The organism is Spirosoma oryzicola (assembly GCF_021233055.1).
Taxonomy (GTDB): Bacteria; Bacteroidota; Bacteroidia; order Cytophagales; family Spirosomataceae; genus Spirosoma; species Spirosoma oryzicola.
Genome location: NZ_CP089538.1, coordinates 3,210,098 through 3,229,139 on the forward strand (window position 1 = coordinate 3,210,098; position 19,042 = coordinate 3,229,139).

At 50.9% G+C, this 19,042-nt stretch carries 15 protein-coding genes; 6 read left to right on the forward strand and 9 right to left on the reverse strand.

Annotated features, from left to right (window positions below):
* Positions 1-69 precede the first annotated feature (69 nt).
* The gene (locus tag LQ777_RS13640) at positions 70-708 is read left to right on the forward strand and encodes a YciE/YciF ferroxidase family protein (protein WP_232558477.1); all 639 of its coding nucleotides are present in this window, start codon (positions 70-72) and stop codon (positions 706-708) included.
* A 215-nt stretch (positions 709-923) separates the two neighbouring features.
* Complete coding sequence (locus tag LQ777_RS13645) at positions 924-2,801, forward strand: M1 family metallopeptidase (RefSeq protein WP_232558478.1); 1,878 nt, start codon at positions 924-926, stop codon at positions 2,799-2,801.
* 78 nt (positions 2,802-2,879) lie between these two features.
* Here the strand turns inward: LQ777_RS13645 and LQ777_RS13650 are convergent, their stop codons facing one another.
* Complete coding sequence (locus tag LQ777_RS13650) at positions 2,880-3,659, reverse strand: arylamine N-acetyltransferase family protein (RefSeq protein WP_232558479.1); 780 nt, start codon at positions 3,657-3,659, stop codon at positions 2,880-2,882.
* 211 nt (positions 3,660-3,870) lie between these two features.
* Here LQ777_RS13650 and LQ777_RS13655 point away from each other — a divergent pair, with 211 nt between their 5' ends.
* Together LQ777_RS13655 and LQ777_RS13660 are read left to right on the forward strand one after the other, a co-directional pair.
* On the forward strand, positions 3,871-5,103 hold the full coding sequence (locus tag LQ777_RS13655; protein ID WP_232558480.1) for a multidrug effflux MFS transporter: 1,233 nt from the start codon (positions 3,871-3,873) through the stop codon (positions 5,101-5,103).
* Positions 5,104-5,245: 142 nt separating this feature from the next.
* The gene (locus tag LQ777_RS13660) at positions 5,246-5,548 is read left to right on the forward strand and encodes a hypothetical protein (RefSeq protein ID WP_232558481.1); all 303 of its coding nucleotides are present in this window, start codon (positions 5,246-5,248) and stop codon (positions 5,546-5,548) included.
* Between the two features lie 196 nt (positions 5,549-5,744).
* Here LQ777_RS13660 and LQ777_RS13665 read toward each other — a convergent pair whose 3' ends face one another.
* From LQ777_RS13665 to LQ777_RS13675, 3 genes are all read right to left on the reverse strand, one after another.
* A complete protein-coding gene (locus LQ777_RS13665; protein ID WP_232558482.1) occupies positions 5,745-6,179 on the reverse strand; it encodes a VOC family protein in 435 nt (144 codons plus the stop codon).
* A 139-nt stretch (positions 6,180-6,318) separates the two neighbouring features.
* On the reverse strand, positions 6,319-7,485 hold the full coding sequence (locus LQ777_RS13670) for a glycosyltransferase family 4 protein (protein ID WP_232558483.1): 1,167 nt from the start codon (positions 7,483-7,485) through the stop codon (positions 6,319-6,321).
* 333 nt (positions 7,486-7,818) lie between these two features.
* Complete coding sequence (locus LQ777_RS13675) at positions 7,819-8,475, reverse strand: FISUMP domain-containing protein (protein ID WP_232558484.1); 657 nt, start codon at positions 8,473-8,475, stop codon at positions 7,819-7,821.
* Between the two features lie 265 nt (positions 8,476-8,740).
* Here LQ777_RS13675 and LQ777_RS13680 point away from each other — a divergent pair, with 265 nt between their 5' ends.
* Positions 8,741-9,865 (forward strand): glycoside hydrolase family 18 protein, encoded by a 1,125-nt coding sequence (locus LQ777_RS13680; protein ID WP_232558485.1) that lies wholly within the window; start codon positions 8,741-8,743, stop codon positions 9,863-9,865.
* A gap of 60 nt (positions 9,866-9,925) precedes the next feature.
* Here LQ777_RS13680 and LQ777_RS13685 read toward each other — a convergent pair whose 3' ends face one another.
* On the reverse strand, positions 9,926-11,140 hold the full coding sequence (locus tag LQ777_RS13685; RefSeq protein WP_232558486.1) for a PQQ-dependent sugar dehydrogenase: 1,215 nt from the start codon (positions 11,138-11,140) through the stop codon (positions 9,926-9,928).
* Positions 11,141-11,416: 276 nt separating this feature from the next.
* Here LQ777_RS13685 and LQ777_RS13690 point away from each other — a divergent pair, with 276 nt between their 5' ends.
* Positions 11,417-13,981, forward strand: a complete 2,565-nt coding sequence (locus LQ777_RS13690) for a bifunctional glycoside hydrolase family 9 protein/polysaccharide deacetylase (protein WP_232558487.1) — start codon at positions 11,417-11,419, stop codon at positions 13,979-13,981.
* Between the two features lie 67 nt (positions 13,982-14,048).
* On the opposite strand, the gene LQ777_RS13695 is transcribed toward LQ777_RS13690, so the two are convergent.
* From LQ777_RS13695 to LQ777_RS13710, 4 genes are all read right to left on the reverse strand, one after another.
* Positions 14,049-15,119 carry a peptidoglycan DD-metalloendopeptidase family protein gene (locus LQ777_RS13695; protein WP_232558488.1) on the reverse strand — a complete coding sequence of 357 codons (1,071 nt, stop codon included), beginning with the start codon at positions 15,117-15,119 and terminating at the stop codon, positions 14,049-14,051.
* An 86-nt stretch (positions 15,120-15,205) separates the two neighbouring features.
* On the reverse strand, positions 15,206-16,162 hold the full coding sequence (gene trxB, locus LQ777_RS13700; protein WP_232558489.1) for a thioredoxin-disulfide reductase: 957 nt from the start codon (positions 16,160-16,162) through the stop codon (positions 15,206-15,208).
* A 181-nt stretch (positions 16,163-16,343) separates the two neighbouring features.
* A complete protein-coding gene (locus tag LQ777_RS13705; protein ID WP_232558490.1) occupies positions 16,344-18,425 on the reverse strand; it encodes an OmpA family protein in 2,082 nt (693 codons plus the stop codon).
* Positions 18,380-19,030, reverse strand: coding sequence for a 7-carboxy-7-deazaguanine synthase QueE (locus LQ777_RS13710; RefSeq protein ID WP_232558491.1), 651 nt, complete (start codon positions 19,028-19,030; stop codon positions 18,380-18,382). Before LQ777_RS13710 ends, LQ777_RS13705 begins: the two co-directional genes overlap by 46 nt.
* Positions 19,031-19,042: the final 12 nt, after the last annotated feature.

A 19,042-nucleotide genomic window follows, 5' to 3' on the forward strand; every position in this document is an offset into this window, starting at 1 on the left:
CATCACGCGAACAATTCATAAAAAGATCGGTTTAAGCAATCAGTTTATCACTTAACTCAATCACCTTGTATGGCTTCGCTGACAGAAAGAATAGCTAGTTTTTTTAGTGGTAACGACTCGTCAACCGATGAAGGGTTACGCGACTTGTTCATCAGCGAGTTGAAGCGTGTTTATTACATCGAAAAAAGAGCCGTTGATGCGCTGGGTGAACAGGCCGAGGCCAGTACAACCAACGAAGTTCGTTCGGCTTTCCTGCAACATCAGGACGAGAGCGCCAATCAGGTTGATCGCTTGGAAGAAATATTCAGAATAATCGGCATCCAGACCGAAGAGCAGTCATCGGATGCCATCAACGGGCTAATTAGTGATGCCCGGCTGGTCGTTACAGAAACCGAAGAAGGTTCGCTTACGCGCGATGCGGCTTTGATTATTGCCGCTCAGAAAATCGAGCATTACGAGATTGCGATCTACGGTTCTCTGCTGACACTGGCCAACGTCCTTGACTTTACGCAGTCGGCGGAATTGTTATCTATGACGCTGGAGGAAGAGAAAACGACGGATCATAAACTAACGGCACTGGCCGAATCCTTTGTCAACTCGCGCGCTAGAGAAGAGGAAGAGCAGCATCCGGGAAGTCACCATGCGAGTCGCCATCCGCTTCACGGTTCCGATGCTGACGTAACGCTCGGTGGTCCGCTGGGCGTTTAACGATACTCACTACTGGTTCTCTACTAACGTCCCGACTGTTCTGACAGTCGGGACGTTTTTGTTTTGCGTAGTACAAAGCGTTTCGTACGCTTTCATACGACTATGCCCCGAACGCTACTGACCGTTTGTGTAAAGCTTGAATTCTTAGTGCCCGATTTTCGATAGTTTAGCCGATTCAATCAGCATCCGCCGGATCAGTGATCCAGTGTCTATTTATGAGAAAACTAATTTTATTTTCCTGTTTTATGGTCGGTATGGCATTTGCTGCTCAGTCTCAGCAGTTGTACATGCCCCGTAACATCAAACAAGCGTACCAGAAAGGAACGCGGTCGATGGATGGGAAGCCCGGCAAAAAATACTGGCAAAATTCCGCCCGTTACGCCATTACGATCACGGCAGCACCGCCTAACCGCACGATTCGGGGAACGGAAGAAATTACGTATGTCAACAATAGCCCCGACACGTTACGGCAGCTCGTTTTCAAATTGTTTCTGAACAGCCACCAGCCCGGAGCAATACGACAATCAGCCGTTTCGGCCAACTACCTCACATCGGGGATTCACATCGACAAATACGCCGAAAACAATACGTCGAAAACCTGGCAGGATGCGGGTAGCTCTACGGTCAAACGGGTTGGCTTGACCAAACCGCTGTTGCCCCGCGATTCGGTAAAACTATCGCTTGACTGGCATTACGACATATCGGTGGAAAGCAACCGCGAGGGCGCGCTCGATTCCACCACGTTCTTTCTGGCTTACTTCTACCCGCGCGTTGCCGTGTATGATGACTACAACGGCTGGGATCGAACCGACTTTACGGAAGCGCAGGAGTTTTACAACGACTTCAATGATTACAGCCTTACGGTTAATGTGCCCAAAAATTACGTCGTTTGGGCCACCGGCAATCTATTAAATACCGACGAGGTGTTGCAACCGACCTACGCCAAGCGCCTGAACGAATCCATGCGCACCGATTCGGTTGTCCACATCGCGACATTGGCTGAAATGACGGCGGGAAATGTAACGAAATCACAGGCTGTAAATTCCTGGAAGTGGAGCGCGAGTTACGTTCCCGATGTCGCCCTGTGCATCAGTAACCACTACGTTTGGGACGCGTCGAGCGTGGTGGTCGATAAATCCACCAAGCGACGGGCCAGCGTGCAGGCGGCTTTTCTGGATACGGCCAAGGATTTTCATCAGATGGTCGATTTTGGTCGACACTCACTCGACTGGTTTTCGAACAACTGGCCGGGTATTCCCTATCCGTACCCCAAAACAACGATTGTTCAGGGTTTTGCCGACATGGAATATCCCATGATGGTAAACGATGCCACCACGGACGACCTGAATTTCTCCCGCTTTGTCGCCGAGCACGAAATTGCGCATACCTGGTTTCCGTTTTACATGGGCATCAACGAAACCCGTTACGGTTTCATGGACGAAGGCTGGGTTACGGCGCTCGAATACCTGATTAGTCAGGCGGATTTGGGTACCGAGACAGCTACCCGCAACTTCCAACAGTTTCGCGTGGCCTATTGGAGCAAAGACCCCTCCGCTGAACAGGACTTGCCGATCATTACTCCCGCCAATATCCTGAGTGGTGCTGCGTTGGGTAACAACGAATACGGTAAAGCCGCCATTGGTTATCTCGCCTTGAAAGAGTTGCTGGGTGATGCTGTGTTCAAAAAAGCGCTGCACGACTTCATGGACCGCTGGCACGGCAAACACCCTACGCCCTGGGATATGTTTTATAGCTTTAACGACGCGTCGGGGCAGGATCTGAACTGGTTCTGGAACAACTGGTTTTTCAGCAATCACTACATCGACTACAGCATTCGGCAGGTTATCCCTTCAGCGAGCAAATGCACCATTTCGCTCGAAAATATCGGCGGCTACGTGGCTCCTGTCGATATTGTTGTGACCTACACCGATGGCACGACGGAGACGTTTCACCAAACGCCCAACCTGTGGAAAGCAAACCAAAAGCAAGCGACCGTTAATTTGACCACGAAGAAGAAAGTACAGGCAGTAACGCTGCAAGGCGGCATTTTTATGGATGCCGACCCCAGCAATAATAGCTGGAAAGCCAAGTAAAAACTAACAGGCCGGGACGATTAGGCAATGCCTGTTCGTTCACGGGTTCTGGTTTAGCGGGGTCTATTTCAGCCCCTGCTAAACTAGAACATCGGGCTGAGCCATCTGAATGCCAAAGTATTGATAAAGCAGGTGCTCAAATTCCGGCTTATCCCGAACGGCTTTATTGATCAGTTGATTGTTGCTCGTAATTTTCAACGCGCTATCTGTCATTGTGACGCGCCCGTGCGTTAAGGCGATGGTGCATAGCTTGTTTTGCGTGAAATACGAATCGGCAGATGTTTGATGAAAGTGGCACATTGACGCAAAATCCGATAGTTCGCGGGCCGTACGCGTGAACAGATAGGCTGGAATCCATTCGCCCGTTCTATCCCGCTGATTGATAGCGAAGTAGTTCGCATCGTATTCCGTAAGCAGATACCGACCGCTCGCATCCGACTGAATCAGGTTCAGTCGTAGCGGCATGGGATAGAACGGAAACCGGCGTCCGAATCCAACATCGACCAGCCAATCGATGCCGTCAACGTGGGCGATTATTGCCAGATGATCAAATTCAGCGTTGAAACCTATTTCCGGATCGTAGACGCGACCCGATATACGCCGAACCTGAAAGCCGATGGCGCGCAGTAATTCGTAGAACAAGCCATTCAGTTCGTAGCAAAACCCACCCCGCTTCTGCTGGACAATTTTCGTAAACAACGCATCAGGTTCCAGTATAATCGCTTCTCCGTAATGGATGGACAGATTTTCGAGCGGTATGGTCAGTAGGTGATGGTAATGCAGTTTTCGTAGCGTAGCCAGGCTTGTATCGACCGGTCCTGCGTAAAGAAGTCGATTTAGATAAGCATTGATGTTCATAGCGGTTGTGCGAACAATAGAGTACCTAAAGTAGCATCAACGCCGACAAAATTCGCTACGGTCATTCCTAAAATAGCCCGAATGATTGCTCAACCGCTCTTTACGGTGTTTGAGTTGCGCACTCGTAGCCAATACGCACAAACTACCGGGTTCAGGAACAATCCCTTACCGTCGAACGTCTCTAGAAGAAAGTACATCCTTTTGAGCGTTTATGACTCGCCGACAACATTTTGTTATTATTCTGATCTTAGGTACGCTTACGACAATCAGTCCTTTTTCGATTGATATGTATCTGCCGGGCTTCCCGGCCATTGCAAAAGATCTTCATACATCCATCGCTCAGGTCCAGTTGTCGTTAACTGCTTATCTGGTCGGTATTGCTGTCGGACAGCTTATCTACGGTCCTCTGCTGGACCGGTTTGGCCGGAAGTTGCCTTTGTACGCGGGCTTACTTCTTTATCTGGTGGCTTCCATTGGCTGCGCACTGACAACCTCCATAGAAACGCTTATTCTTATGCGGCTCCTTCAGGCCCTGGGTGGCTGTGTTGGACTGGTAGCAGCTCAGGCGCTGGTGCGCGATCTGTTTCCCATCAGTGAAATCGCTCAGGTCATGTCCCTGCTGACGCTTGTACTGGCCGTATCGCCCATGATTGCCCCAACCGTTGGCAGTTACACAACCGTCGCGTGGGGCTGGCATTCGATTTTCCTGATCCTTGCCGTAATAACCGTGTTTATTCTGGTAGGTGTCCATTTTGCACTGCCCAACGGGAAAGCCCCGGACGACTCTTTATCGCTCCGGCCAGCCGCCGTTTTGGGCAACTTTTTTATGGTCCTCAAGCAGCCTCAGTTTCTGACGTATGCGCTGGTAAGCGGCACGGCAACATCGGCCTCGTTTGCTTACATTTCCGGATCACCCGATGTGTTTATAAACCTCTACAGGATGAGTGAGCAGCAGTACGGCTGGCTTTTTTCGGCCCTTGCGGTCGCGTTGATCGCCCCAACGCAAATGAACCGATTCTTGTTGAAACGCTTCACTAGTGAACAAATTATTTACGTGACCTTGCTCTACCAATGCGCCGTAGGGCTGCTCATGGTTTTAGGTACCTGGGCGGGGTGGTTTGGTCAGTACGGTCTGATTGTCATGCTATTCCTGTTTTTATGCGGGCAAGGGTTGACCGGGCCCAATTCGACCGCCTTATCGCTGGCTCCGTTCAGCCGTCACGCCGGTAGTGCGGCTGCGCTGATGGGAAGCTTTCGTATGGCATTTGGAGCTGTTGTGTCCGGACTAGTTAGCGTCCTGCATAATCATACGGCAATACCGATGGTTGGGGTTATGTGCGGCTGTGCCCTTAGCGGGTTAGTGGCTCTGTTGATCGGCAGGCGCGTCATTCAGGGCGAAAACCATCAGAAAACAATTGGTGCTGTTTCGGAAGCAACCTTGTAGTTCAAACGGACTATTCACTGCAAATTCAGCCGAATTAGTATGAATCTATTTTTTAATAGAATTTTTTATAAAAAATTTGCAAACTTAATGTTACCAATTTAGTTATAAGTTATATATTAGCAGAACAAAACTGATAGTTATTATGCCTACCGTAACTTGTGAAATTTCTGCTGTTGCCAAACTGGCTTTTGTAGCCGACGCTTATCTGTACAAGGACAATCAGTCGATTATTGTTGTCCTCAAGCCCACTCTTCGGGAAGGCTTACCGTTGAATCGATCCATGCTGACGTTTCAGGTCAGTGGCTTCACGGTCGATGCCGTAGTAGAAGCCTACGAGCGAGAAGTGGTGTACACGCTGGCTCAGACGCTTCGCACCGCCGAACTATTGCTAGCCAAATCGACACCCCACCGCACAAACCGGTTTTCTTCGCTGGCTTTAAACTAGAACGCCTACCTGATGGCTATTGCACGGCAACAGCCGTTCGGGCTTTGCTTCCGACTCTGTAAGATGTCTGTCGTCTGTATAGCTTATTAATCCGTGAATTGATTGGGAAAGAGTACATTGCGGTGTCGGTTTTAGGAAACCGACACCGCAATGTCAAACACATAACTCTTAAATAAGACCTTTATCGCCAATAACGTTACGCAGCATTGGTTTCTGCAGTAGGCTTCTCCTGGTTGATTGCACTGGGGTCCATGTAGAACAGCGACCACAGATGCCCATCCAGATCCTGAAAACCACTCTCGTACATGAAGCCGTGATCCACGGGATCGTTTGGTGTCGTTGCCCCGGCGGCTACAGCTTTGTTTACCAAATTATCGACGGTCTCCCGGCTTTCGACAGAAAGGCTAATGATTGACTCCGTAACGCTGGTGGCATCAGCGATGTCCAGGTGCGTAAACGTTTTAAAGAATGATTTGACAACCAGCATCACGTAGATGTTTTCGCTGATAATCATGCAGGTTGCCTTCTCGTCGGTGAATTGCGGATTGAATGTGTAACCGAGTTCGGTGAAGAACGCAATTGACTTATCCAGATCGTTAACGGGCAGGTTTACAAAGATTTGCGTTGCCATGAGTATTTGTTTGTTAAGGTTTACTGGACAAAAATACATACTGGCGACGGCTTCAAAGAGGGGTATATCCGGCAATGTAAAGGGGTGATTGCGGCAACTTTTTCACCGCAATCACCCCTGTTTTACAAGCAACCGCTGCTTAGGCTGGCAACGCGAGTTCGCCCTGTTCCTCGCCAACGATATACACGAGTTTGTTAATAAATACGTCGTAATTAAGTCGTTCGTCAAACTCACGGCGCGCGCTTTCGGCCAAACGGGAATACACTTTTTTATTGTACCAGATCCGTGCCCAGCGCTGCGCAAATGCTTCGGGCGCTTCGTCGTTTTTCATCAACAGCCCGTTTACCCCTTCTTTGATGGCTTCGGATACGCCACCGGTATCACGGCCCAGTGCAGGCAATCCATAAGCATTGGCTTCACAGTAAACACAACCAAAGCACTCGGCCAATGAGGGAAGCAGCAGAGCCGTAGCGCTTACAAACAACGCTTCCAGCTTTTGCGCTTCGTCGTCAACGTTTTTCCGCAAGAATCCAAGCAGTTTCACGTATTGCCGACTCGTTTCCGGAATATCGGGCTGGCATCCTACGATAACAAGGCAACTCCTGATTCCCAGCCGATTCAATTCGATTATAAACCGTAGTGCATCAGGTCCTCCTTTTCGCTCCCAGTCAATACCCAGGAACAAAAAGTTGCAGGTGTTTGCGTCGAGCCGATTATTGATCCATTGCTCAACGTGATCGGTATGCGGGATTTGGGACAAGTTGGCCCCAAACGGAATGGTATGAATTTTCGACGGGTCCACCCTGTAATGGGAAAGCGCACTCTGCGAAGCCCAGTCCGACGAAAAAACGGCAGCGGTAGCCCGATCGAGCCCCCGTTGATACACCGCATTGCCATTCTTGATACTGCGGGGAGTGAGTACCGTGAAATCAGCGTAATAGTCAATGATTTGAGCAAAGGTGGTGTCATGGACGACCACTGTGTTCTGCTTAAAAGTCGTGTAGGCCAGAAAGTGCCCGTGAATCAGGATGACCAGGTCAGGATTAATTGCGTTTACTTCCCGGTCAAACTGCTCAGCGATCTTCTTTAGGTAATAAGGCTCCATCTCCACCCAGAGCCATTTTTTATAAAGCTTGTAATAGATTCGTTTGTAGAGCGTATAGTACCAGGGTTCCGAGGGAGCGAGTAAATTTACGCCATAGACTCGGTGACCTTTCTTTTCAAGTGCTTTGTAAATGTAGTACGGTATTCCAGACCAAGTTTTTATATCGTTGGGATCGCCTTTGCTTGCAACAACAATTTTCATGTTTGCCCGAGAGACTATGAAAAATTCAGTTCTTGTATTCAGTAACTAATTGTATCTAGACGAATGTAGCTTACGGCGTATAACATCAAATCCGTAAGCTACGCTAAGTACTTTTTTCCGTAGGCTACTATAAAGTAACGTATGTAAACGTTTGATTGCCTAGAGTACGGTAAGGCAATGCCTATACTTTCCACTAAGTTAGTAACCTTAACTACTGATGACATTAAAGAAATCAAATTCTTGATCTACCGGCGACTTAAGCGACCAAACGCCAGACAAAACGTTTGGTGCCGTTCTACAAGTGGTAAAATTGACCAGGACAACCAAGCACGATTAATTGTCTTTTACAAACCGCAGGTTAAAACGATAAGCAGGGCTATCACTTGCATAGAATAAGATTGTATACGCGTCGCCTGTGGCCCTCTCCTGAATGCTAAACGTACTGCCGTCGGCAGTCCAGAATTCACTGATATCGCCGTCCATAGGTTCGCCGTTCCGGAAGCTGTAGCCAGCAGGATGTGCATCGAAACCCGATGCATTTGTCCCACGGACCGTTCGCCAGTTGGCCGTAGATGTTAGCTTTTTGATGGCCTCCTGACCAGTTGCCCGGTTTTTGGTAAAGACCACGCCCTGACTTTCGGCGAGTGCTGTGTAGTCCTGTATCGTGGGCAATCGCCATCCGGCAGGCAGTGCAATAGCGCTGGCTTCTTCTAGCGTATAGTATCTGCCGTATTCCGGTTTTTCGTTTCCTGGGCGGTATGGTACCCCACCGGGACCGTCATAATTGATTGTTGTCCAGGTGTGCTTGCCGATTGTACGCGTTGCATAGTCTTTACCGCCAACGTGCACCACACTCACTGACGGTACTTGGGGGGCGGGTTGACTCTCCTGCTCTTTCTTGCAAGCAGCAAAACTGATAAGGAGTAAAAGAGTAAAAAGCGCTTGTAACGTGTCTGTACGGCGCTGTTTCAGTAGGTACTTTATGGCCATAACAATCGAGAATAGACGTTCACCTCTGCATTAGTCCGGTTTGACGCCAATGCCAAATCGGGGAATACGCTGCAAAGCAAACGTGTCGACAGAGCGGTTAACAGGCAATTGTCACCAAGTTCAGAAAACGCTGCCTGAATTGACTGAAAAGGGGGATGACCCGTACAGCTTACTGGCGGTTAAGAAAGGCTAGCTACTGAATAATGCCGATAAACCATGAGATTTCATCAACCAGTTACCTTTATAGTCAAACGCATTATAGCTCATGGTTCGATTACTTTTCTTTCTCCCTGCCCTGTTCAGCCTGGCCTTTTTGACTATTGGCTTCAGGCCCGCGCCCAAAACCAAACCGATTGTACTTGCTTACGTCGGCGGTTTTCGTGGTTTGGTCGATACCGACCGGATTGCCGCCGAGAAGCTGACCCACATCAATTATGCCTTCGTGGACATCAAAAACAACCGGGCGTGGCTGCACAACCTCGCTACCGACTCCACTAATTTCCGGAAGTTGAACGCGCTCAAACGTCGTAATCCCGACCTGAAAATTCTTATTTCAATTGGCGGTTGGGCCTGGAGCGAAAACTTTTCCGATGCGGTTTTAAGCGATACCTCCCGGACGGCCTTTGCGGCTTCGGCGGCTGATATTGTCCGGCAATACCAACTGGATGGCATCGACATCGACTGGGAATATCCCGGTATGAAAGGAGAAGACAACGTGTTTCGGCCCGAGGACAAGGAAAATTTTACGTTGCTGTTCAAAGCCTTGCGCGAGCAGCTAAACGGTCTCAAGCAGCAGACGGGCAAAAATTACCTCGTCACGACAGCCATGCCGGGCTTCAACGAGATTTTCACGCATACGGATATGGCGCAGGCGCACCAGTACCTGGATTACATCAATGTCATGTCGTACGACCATTTTACGGGCGGACTACTGGCGGGACACCACACCAACCTGTATCCATCGCGCAAGGCAGACAACGAGCAGTCGGGTGACCGAGCGGTGATGCTCTACAAGCAGGCCGGGGTTCCCGCCCAAAAACTGGTGCTGGGCATTGCCTTTTACGGTCGGGCGTGGCAGTTACAGAACGCTGATCCTGATGTGCATCCACGCTCCATCGCCAAAGTTGAACGGGGTGGTGGCTATACGTTTATCAAAGACAGCCTGTTGACCAATCCGGCTTACAAACGCCACTGGGACCGTCACGCCAAAGCGCCCTATCTTTACAATAGCGACTTAAAACGTTTTGTCTCCTACGACGACGAGCAATCCGTGAAAGAAAAGTGCCGCTACGTAAAAAAGAACGGCTTGGCGGGTGTCATGTTCTGGGAGTATTTCAGCGATCCCAAAACCTATTTACTGACCGAGATTGACAAACAGCTGGCAGAATAACGAAAAAGCGTAGCCAGATTCCTGGCTACGCTTTTTCTGTGTGCGGTTGTCGCGGTGCGCTTATCGACGGTAGCTTACGCGATAGATAACACCGTTGTTGTCTTCCGAGAAAAGAAGCGAGCCATCCGTTTGTACGGCAATACCAACCGGACGGCCAAACTGGGCTTGGTTACCGTCAACGAGGAATCCCGTAACAAAATCCTGCGTGCTGACGGGTTTACCGTTTTCAAAGTGAACCCGCACAACTTTATAACCTGATGGCTTTGTGCGATTCCATGAGCCGCGCATGGTTACAAACGCGTCGTTCTGGTATTCCGTTGGAAACTGGTTCGCCGTATAAAAGACCATACCGAGTGGGGCAGCATGCGCTTCGTATTGTAGCACAGGCAGCGTAGTTTTAGCCAGGATCTGGGCGTAGGTCGTGTCGCCCATGGGCCGTGGATGCGGGTTGTATCGACCATCACCATAAATGTACGGCCAGCCGTAGAAAGCCCCTTCTTTGATCAGGTTAATCTCCTCTTGCTGCTGTTCATCGCCTAGCCAATCGATGCCGTGGTCGAAACCATACATTTCTTTGGTTTGTGGGTGCCAGCCGAAGCCAATCGTGTTGCGCAGGCCTTTGGCGTATACCTTACGGCCCGATCCATCAGCGTTTGCCTGTAATATAGTCGCGTGCTCTACGTTCGGCTCTGCACAGGCATTGCAGGTGCTGCCTACGGTGATGTACATTTTGCCATCGGGACCAAACGCAATCGTGCGGTTCGGGTGCTGACCGGCATCGGGCAAATCATTGATGATGCGCTGCGGTTCCGACAAGGTACCATCGCCGTTGATGTTGGCTACGTACACATCGTTGATGGACACCAGATACATGCGATTTCCGTTGATGGTCAGGCCGTGCACGCTCTTGATGTTGGCAACAACCTGCTTCTGTTCAGCCACACCGTCGTTGTTGGTATCGCGGAGTAACGTTACCGTTCCGGCATCCCGGCTGGTCACGTAAACGGCTCCCGACGCACCAACGGTCAGCATTCGGGGTTTACCCAAACCATCCGCAAATTTGGTTACCGTGAAGTTAGCGGGAGCGGTCAATTGGGCAATGCGCGCATCCGTTGCAGGAACTAATGCTGGCTCAAACACACTACCCGTTACCTGGGCTGTCGTTGGCTGTTGGTTTGTTTCTGGAATCTGGGTGTTGTACGCTTCATCTTTGCTACAGGCAACAATAAGGCTTGCCAGTACAACACCTGCTACAGGCGTAAGTAAATTTTTCATTCGTTTTTCAACTGTTTAACATTGAGTAAGAATTAATATCAATCTATAAATCACACTCGACGTGATCCATAGATTGATGTTACAACACGTAACACTTCTTTAACAGGCGTCTAACAAGCAAGTTTAGGCGAAAAAATATATCCTATCGAATGGGATAAAGCCGGGCAGCAAGCGTCAGACATTCGCGCGGCTTGCGTCGTTCTTTCTTCTTTCTCTGGTAAAATCACGTATCTTGCCTGAACAGATCAGACGCTCTCTGATTCGTGGCTTCCTCTTATGATCAATCGTTTATTGCTTCTGCTGGCTGTGGTCATCACGCTGGCGGCTTTTGCCTTTCGTTCCGACGAAACGGCTGTTATTCGGATAAATCTGTTAGGCTACCGTCCGTCCAGTTCCAAAAACGCCGTGTGGGCCAGCCTGACCGACAAAAAAACGGCTCGCTTTCAAATCGTCAATGCGGAAACGAATCAGGTGGTCTGGCAGCGGGAAGTTAGCCCGGCCTTTGGTGCTTACGGGCCTTTTCGCCAAACCTGCCGACTCAATTTCTCGGCCTTCCGGCAACCGGGCCGCTATTACCTTCGTACCGATGAAGGCACTCGTTCGCCCGCGTTTCGCATCGGCGAGGACGTGTATGATGGAGCTGCCGATTTTTGTCTGCGTTACATGCGGCAACAGCGCAGCGGTTTCAATCCGTTTTTAAAGGATTCCTGTCACACCCATGACGGCTATACGATGTACGGTCCCATGCCCGATAGCACGCACATTGACGCGTCGGGTGGCTGGCACGATGCGTCGGACTATTTGCAGTATGTCACAACATCGGCCAATGCGACCTATCACTTGCTGGCCGCCTTGCGTGACTTTCCAACGGCTTTTGCGGATCAGCACCAAACCAACGGACTTGCGGGCGCAAACGGTCAGCCCGATGTTCTTGACGAAGCGCGCTGGGGCCTCGACTGGCTCCTGAAAATGCACCCGACCGACGAGTGGCTGTTCAACCAACTCGGCGATGACCGCGACCACGCTGGCCTGCGGATTCCTCAGGAAGATAAGCTGTACGGTAAAGGGTTCGAGCGTCCCGTTTACTTTGCAACCGGCGAACCACAGGGTCTTTTCAAGTACAAAAACCGGGCGACGGGCGTAGCGTCTACCGCTGGCAAAGTCAGCAGTGCACTGGCCCTCGGTTATCAGCTCATGCGCAATCGTCCTTCGGACTACGTAGATCGTGACTACGTAAACCGGCTTCGCCAACGGTCTCAATCAGCTTATCAGCTTGGCATTCAAAAGCCCGGCAATAGCCAGACTGCACCGGGTCGCGCACCTTATTTCTACGAAGAGGATAATTATACGGATGATATGGAATTGGCCGCCGTAGAACAACTGAATGTAGCGGGTTCGGCTAGCAAACAGGCCGTTCAGTGGCGGAGCACAGCTCTTAAATTTGCGCGTCAGGAGCCGGTCACACCCTGGATCGACAACGATACGGCCCGCCATTATCAGTGGTATCCTTTCGTCAATATCGGTCACGCCGAACTCGCTAAACGACTTCCGATCAGCCAGCGCAAACCGGTCACCGATTTTTACAAACGCGGCATTGAAACCGTCTGGCAACGAGCCAGGCAAAACGCTTTTTACCGGGGTGTGCCGTTTATCTGGTGCAGTAACAACCTGACTACTTCGTTCGCCACCCAATGTTACTGGTATCGTCAGTTAACGAATGATCAGCAGTATGCCGCGCTCGAACAGGCGAATTTCGACTGGCTATTTGGCTGCAATCCGTGGGGAACGAGCTTTGTATACGGCTTACCGGCTATGGCTGACACGCCCGCCGACCCGCATTCTGCCTTTACGCACCTAAAAAACTATCCGATCGATGGCGGTTTGGTGGATGGTCCCGTACGTGGCAGTATTTACAAGAATCTGATCGGTATCACGCTCAAAGAGCCCGATGAGTACGCCCTTTTTCAGAGTGATCTGGCGGTCTACCACGACGATTTTGGCGACTACAGCACCAACGAACCCACGATGGACGGAACCGCTTCGCTTGTTTACCTGCTGGCAGCCAAACAGTCCGAAAAGCGGCCCAAAACCGTAGAATTAGCCCGGTTGACGCCAAAAGCAGGTCAACCGTCGATTACCGATTCAAAAGCCACCTTCGATAAAGGAGCTAAAATTCAGGGTGATACCAGCAGCCGACAACTTTCCTTGGTGTTTACGGGCGACGAATTTGCCGATGGTGGTATGACCATTGCGAAGGTGCTTCGCAAACACAAGGTGAAGGCGTCTTTTTTTCTGACCGGACGTTTCCTGCGCAACCGGGCCAACGCTTCGCTCGTGCAGCAGCTTCGTCGCGATGGGCATTACATCGGCCCTCACTCCGATCAGCATTTACTGTACTGCGACTGGACCAAGCGCGATAGTCTGCTGGTCACGCGCGAGCAGTTTTTGCGGGATTTAAAGGCGAATTATACCGCTTTAGGCCGATTCGGTATTCAGCGCAGCAAAGCAACCTGGTTTCTTCCGCCTTACGAATGGTACAATGACAGCATTTCAACCTGGACTCGGCAAGCGGGTTTACAACTAGTCAATTACACACCCGGAACGCTAAGCCACGCAGACTATACCACACCAGAAGCAGGTAATTACCGGGACAGCGAGACTATTCTGCAATCGATTCGTACGTACGAACAACGGAATAGTAGTGGCCTGAACGGGTTTATTCTACTGATGCACTTGGGTACAGCGCCAAGTCGTACTGATAAGTTATACGATCACCTGGACGAACTGTTGACCGAACTTCGCCAGAAGCCATACCAACTGGTTAAGATCAACCAACTATAAATGAAAAATGCCTGCTTACACACAGTAAGCAGGCATTTTAAAATCTATTCGTCAATTTTCTACTCCGTTAATTGACCCGCAGTTTCTGACCGGGACGAATACGTGACCGGGAAGAAAGATGGTTTTTCCGACTCAACGCCGACACAGACATGCCATAACGACTGGCAATCGAGCTAAGCGTTTCTCCCGAACGGACCCGGTGTAACACCGTCCGTTTGATGTGCGGTCGGGAGCCAGATTCCGACGACGACGAGCGACCTCCCCGCAGGTAATCCCATACCGAGCCGGTCAGCAGAAAATGATCCGAGTTAATTGTATTCTCCGGAAATGAGTAAATGTTGAGCGGACTAAACGGGTTGCCTTCGTAACGTGTTTCGAAGTGCAAGTGCGCGCCAAAGCTCCGACCGGTATTTCCACCAAGCCCCACCTGATCACCTGCCTTGACAAGCTGCCCCGTCTCAACGGTTTGTTTGGACATGTGTCCATAGAGGGTTTCCAGTCCATTATAATGGCGAACCAGTACGTAGCGGCCATACCCGTTGCCATCCCAGCCTACAACCCGGACAATCCCATCAAAAGCCGCGTAGACCGGGTCACCCGTTTCCAGATCTAGGTCGGTACCCGTATGCCAGCGGCCCCACCGATACCCAAACGTAGAGGTCATTTTGCCCTCGTTCAAGGGCGCTGACCAGTAGTGGTTGGCTGGTGGGTCATAGAGCTTAAGATCGATAGCTTCGTTAAACTCCAGTGGATTGATGTTGTAGGGGTCAATGGTGCGGGAGTCCCAAACGGCGTAGTAGTCCGCTATTTTAACCCATTCGTTGCCGACCAGGACCGAGTCAATTATTTCAACCACGCTGGATTCGCCCTGGTCGATGGTGCTGGTGTCTTCGCTGACGACCTTATTCAGTTCTTTTTTGGGTTCGAATTGGTTATTAAAGCGCAGTTGGGTAGTTTCTTGTTCGAATGCTTCGTCCGCTTTCTGAGGCTGATCAACGATGGGTGCATTCGGGTTAGCCTGATTTTTGGGTGTAATCGTAAGGTTCTTTTTAAACCGCCCCCGTTCCTGTGCCTGTGTTGTTAGGGTAACACACAGACAGCCAACGGCTAGGAGCCATCGAACAGCCGTTTTTCTCATCAGTATCAAAGATGAGTTTGCAGCTACCCGTTGTCGGTACGCTTATGGATCAGCCTACTGACAACGGGTAGCTGCAAACTAGTAAGTTAATGAACAAGTTGTTGCTCCTGCATTTCTACAGTGACAAGATAACGTTCAGCATCAAGGGCAGCCATACAACCGGTTCCGGCGGCTGTAATAGCCTGACGATAAATGTTATCCTGGGCGTCTCCGCAGGCAAAGACACCAGGAATATTGGTGCGGGTACTTCCTTTGTCGGTCAGAATGTAACCGTTTTCGTCTAGATGAAGGTACCCTTTAAAAATATCTGTATTTGGTTTGTGACCGATGGCAACAAAGAAGCCGGTCACGTCTAGAACGTTTTCTTCGCCCGTTACCGTATCTTTTACCCGGATACCTGACACTTCATCGTCGCCCAGCACTTCTACCGTTTCGGTATTATACAGGATTTCGATGTTTGGAGCGGTTTTAACGCGCTGCTGCATGAATTTCGACGCCCGCATTTCGTCCCGGCGAACGAGCATGTATACTTTGCGGCACAAGTTAGCCAGATAGCTGGCTTCCTCGGCTGCGGTATCCCCCGCCCCGACAATCGCGACATCCTGCCCCCGGAAGAAAAAGCCGTCGCAAACAGCACAGGCCGAAACGCCCTTACCGTTTAGCCGCATCTCAGATGGCAGACCTAGCCATTTGGCCGAAGCCCCGGTTGAAATAATAACCGAATCGGCGGTTATCTCGTGTTTGTCATCAACGATGGCCCGGTGTACAGGACCCGAGAAATCAACGTTGGTGACCATGCCATAGCGAATATCCGTACCAAACCGACGGGCCTGATTCTCTAAATCCAGCATCATCTGCGGTCCCTGAACACCGTCCGGATAACCAGGGAAATTGTCTACCTCATTGGTAATGGTCAATTGACCACCAGGCTGTGGTCCCTGGTACATAACAGGGTGCATATTAGCCCGCGATGCGTATATAGCCGCTGTATAGCCAGCTGGGCCGGAGCCGATGATCAGGCACTTAACGTGTTCGGAAGTCATGTGATTGGTACTACGTTGTCTTCTTTTTAACAAAATACCGTTCCCTAAAAAAGGAGAGCATTAAGACAACATATACAAAATTGAAAAAAATCCCGCAGGAAAGCAAAAGAGCGTAACCGTGTAAGCAACAACCGATCTATTTTGGTTGATCCCGATACAAAAGCCATACGCCAAAGCTTTCTCAAAGCACGCGCCACTCGATCCGGCGATTCAACCGGCGGTTTTCGTCGCTCGTATTTGGCACAAGTGGGCGGGTTTTCCCAAATCCCGCGGCCCGTATTCGACCCGGATCAACACCTGTTTTCGTTAGATACGCCACAACAGCCTGGGCTCGCTTCTGCGAAAGAGTCAGGTTCGCTGCTGCGTCACCCCGGTCGTCGGTGTGGCCCGCAATTTCGATTTTGACGGCGGGGCTGGCTTTCAGAAAGGCCGATAAGCGATCCAGTTCCGTACGTGATTTGTCGGCAAGATCGTAGCGACCCGTTTCGAAAAATAGGTTGTTCAGCGTTTCTTTAGCCGTTTCGCCCGCAATGGCAGGTTCAAGCGGTACGTTCATAGACATTCCCGCGCCCGCGTCCCGCTTCTGGGTGAAGTCGAACGAAAGACTTTTGAACAGATACCCCGGCACACTGACGTACAACGCGTACTCACCACCACTGGGCAGCACAGCCGTGTACTGACCCGTCTGCTGATCGGCCTGTACGCGTGAAACAACTTGGTTCGTGGCTAAGTCAATCAATTCGACCGTAGCGGCCAACGGCTTTTTCGTTTTCGCATCGGCGACAATTCCTTTGAGGTAACTCACGGGCTTTACCCGCTCCCGCAGCGATTCGGGCAAGTCAAACGCGTACAGTCTCGACTTTTGCGAAACACCGTCTTTCTGCTCCTCAAATGAGTAATAAGCCCGCTTGCCATTGGCCGCCACAAATAACGAAGCCTGGTCTTCGGAGGTGTTGATTGGGTAACCCAGATTAGCAGGTGACGACCAGCCCGTTGCGGAGCTGTCCGATACGAATAAATCGTACCCGCCCATCCCGACATGCCCTTCCGACGCAAAGAACAGACTCTGCCCATTGGCGTGAATAAACGGCGACGCTTCGTTGAAAGCCGTGTTGACCGGCTCGCCAATGTTGACCGGCTCCCGCCAGTTTCCTTCGCCGTCCAGATCGCTGCGCCAGATGTCACGTCGCCCTTTTCCGCCCGGCCTGTCCGACACGAAATAAAGCCGTCTGCCATCCGCGGATAACGACGGCTGCGACTCGTAAAAGCGCGTATTTACTGACGAACCAAGATTTTCGGGAGCTGACCAGTCGTTGCCGGTTTTGCGACTCAGATACAGATCACAACTGCCGAACCCTTTCCGCCCCTGACAAGCCGTAAATACCAGCATCCGTCCATCCGCTGACAAGCTAGCGGTACCTTCGTTGTCGGGCGTGTTGATGCTGGCGTCAAGCGAAACCGGCGGTGACCAGGTTTCGCCGTTGAAGGTTGAGGTCAACAGGTCCTCGTCCCCTTCGGGCTTGAGGGCCGTAAAAACAAGCGTCTGCTCATCGGCGGTCAGTACGGGAAAATACTGCGAAGGTGTGGTTTGCAAGACAGGCGACAGCGGCTTGGGATCAACCGGTTGCGGATGCTGAACAGCCTCCTGCGCAAACCGCGCGGACTCAATCTGACGACCAATGCGTTTTCCCTGCACCGACTGGGGCGGAAACAGTGTCTGAAACTTTTCCAGATAAGGCAACGCTTCCGCGTAACGCCCCAACCGAAGGAGTGTGTTACTCAACGATTGGTAGGCCGCTCCTGACGCCGGACTGTCGGGCTGAATTTTTATTGCGTTCCGGTAAGCGGCAACGGCGGGTTCGTACCGGCGGGTAAACTCATAAAGTTGCCCAAGTTTCAGGTACGCATCCACAAAGTCAGGGTCCTGCTTGACAGCCTGCTCCATGAACGGAATCGCTTCGTTCGCCTTGCGCTCGCCGAATAGTTTGATTGCCTGATTATAGAGCTCCTTTGCTTTAGCGTTCTGCGCGAGCAGCGATGTACAGGGAAAGAGCAACAGGCCAATCAGCAGCGAATAAAGTAAAGCGCGGGAAACGTAGCGTTCGGGGTTACTCGTCTGTAGTGCGGTGGTGCGGCATGTCAACACCGTGTCCGCACAAACACGTTGATTATCTTTACTACGAAACGTACCCATCCAGAAGCGCCAAACTTTTTCCTTTACGGAATGTCCATGTATTTGTGTGTCTGCAACGAAATTTGCCATTGCGGGTGATCTTTAACGTAATCAACGATGCGGGACAGCATTTCATTGGAACGACTCCACTCTGTTTGCAAAAAGAGTTTGCAATCAGGTCGCAGATGCGGTACAAACGATTCGGCAAACGCAAAATCAGACGAATTGTAAATGATTACTTTCAGTTCGTCGGCTTTCTGAAAAATAGCCGGGTTGGGCTTTTTGAATTTTTTGGGTGAAAAGCAGATCCAGTCCCACGAGCCGGTAACGGCCTGACACACGCCCGACGTTTCGATGTTGGTCTGGAAACCGGCGCGATGCAGCGCGGCTGTAAGGTCGGTAAGATCGTGCATGAGCGGCTCTCCACCCGTTATGACTGCCATGCGGCCAGGGTACTGCAAGGCCCCTTCCACAATAGCCTCAATGGATTGTTTCGGATGCGCGTCGGCATCCCACGATTCTTTAACGTCGCACCAGTGGCATCCTACGTCGCAGCCGCCGAGCCGGATGAAGTAAGCCGCCCGTCCGGTGTGAGCGCCTTCCCCCTGAAGCGTATAAAAAGCTTCCATAACCGGCAGCGTAGCCGGTGTGGATTCGAGGGTATCTAGTTCCTGTTGTTTCTGTTCCAAAAGCATAGCACAAAGATA

Excerpts from the sequence above, each read along its gene's own strand:
- LQ777_RS13640 (WP_232558477.1), top strand. The coding sequence starts at position 70 with ATGGCTTCGCTGACAGAAAGAATAGCTAGTTTTTTTAGTGGTAACGAC.
- LQ777_RS13645 (WP_232558478.1), top strand. The coding sequence starts at position 924 with ATGAGAAAACTAATTTTATTTTCCTGTTTTATGGTCGGTATGGCATTT.
- LQ777_RS13650 (WP_232558479.1), bottom strand. The coding sequence starts at position 3,659 with ATGAACATCAATGCTTATCTAAATCGACTTCTTTACGCAGGACCGGTC.
- LQ777_RS13655 (WP_232558480.1), top strand. The coding sequence starts at position 3,871 with ATGACTCGCCGACAACATTTTGTTATTATTCTGATCTTAGGTACGCTT.
- LQ777_RS13660 (WP_232558481.1), top strand. The coding sequence starts at position 5,246 with ATGCCTACCGTAACTTGTGAAATTTCTGCTGTTGCCAAACTGGCTTTT.
- LQ777_RS13665 (WP_232558482.1), bottom strand. The coding sequence starts at position 6,179 with ATGGCAACGCAAATCTTTGTAAACCTGCCCGTTAACGATCTGGATAAG.
- LQ777_RS13670 (WP_232558483.1), bottom strand. The coding sequence starts at position 7,485 with ATGAAAATTGTTGTTGCAAGCAAAGGCGATCCCAACGATATAAAAACT.
- LQ777_RS13675 (WP_232558484.1), bottom strand. The coding sequence starts at position 8,475 with ATGGCCATAAAGTACCTACTGAAACAGCGCCGTACAGACACGTTACAA.
- LQ777_RS13680 (WP_232558485.1), top strand. The coding sequence starts at position 8,741 with ATGGTTCGATTACTTTTCTTTCTCCCTGCCCTGTTCAGCCTGGCCTTT.
- LQ777_RS13685 (WP_232558486.1), bottom strand. The coding sequence starts at position 11,140 with ATGAAAAATTTACTTACGCCTGTAGCAGGTGTTGTACTGGCAAGCCTT.
- LQ777_RS13690 (WP_232558487.1), top strand. The coding sequence starts at position 11,417 with ATGATCAATCGTTTATTGCTTCTGCTGGCTGTGGTCATCACGCTGGCG.
- LQ777_RS13695 (WP_232558488.1), bottom strand. The coding sequence starts at position 15,119 with ATGAGAAAAACGGCTGTTCGATGGCTCCTAGCCGTTGGCTGTCTGTGT.
- trxB (WP_232558489.1), bottom strand. The coding sequence starts at position 16,162 with ATGACTTCCGAACACGTTAAGTGCCTGATCATCGGCTCCGGCCCAGCT.
- LQ777_RS13705 (WP_232558490.1), bottom strand. The coding sequence starts at position 18,425 with ATGGCAAATTTCGTTGCAGACACACAAATACATGGACATTCCGTAAAG.
- LQ777_RS13710 (WP_232558491.1), bottom strand. The coding sequence starts at position 19,030 with ATGCTTTTGGAACAGAAACAACAGGAACTAGATACCCTCGAATCCACA.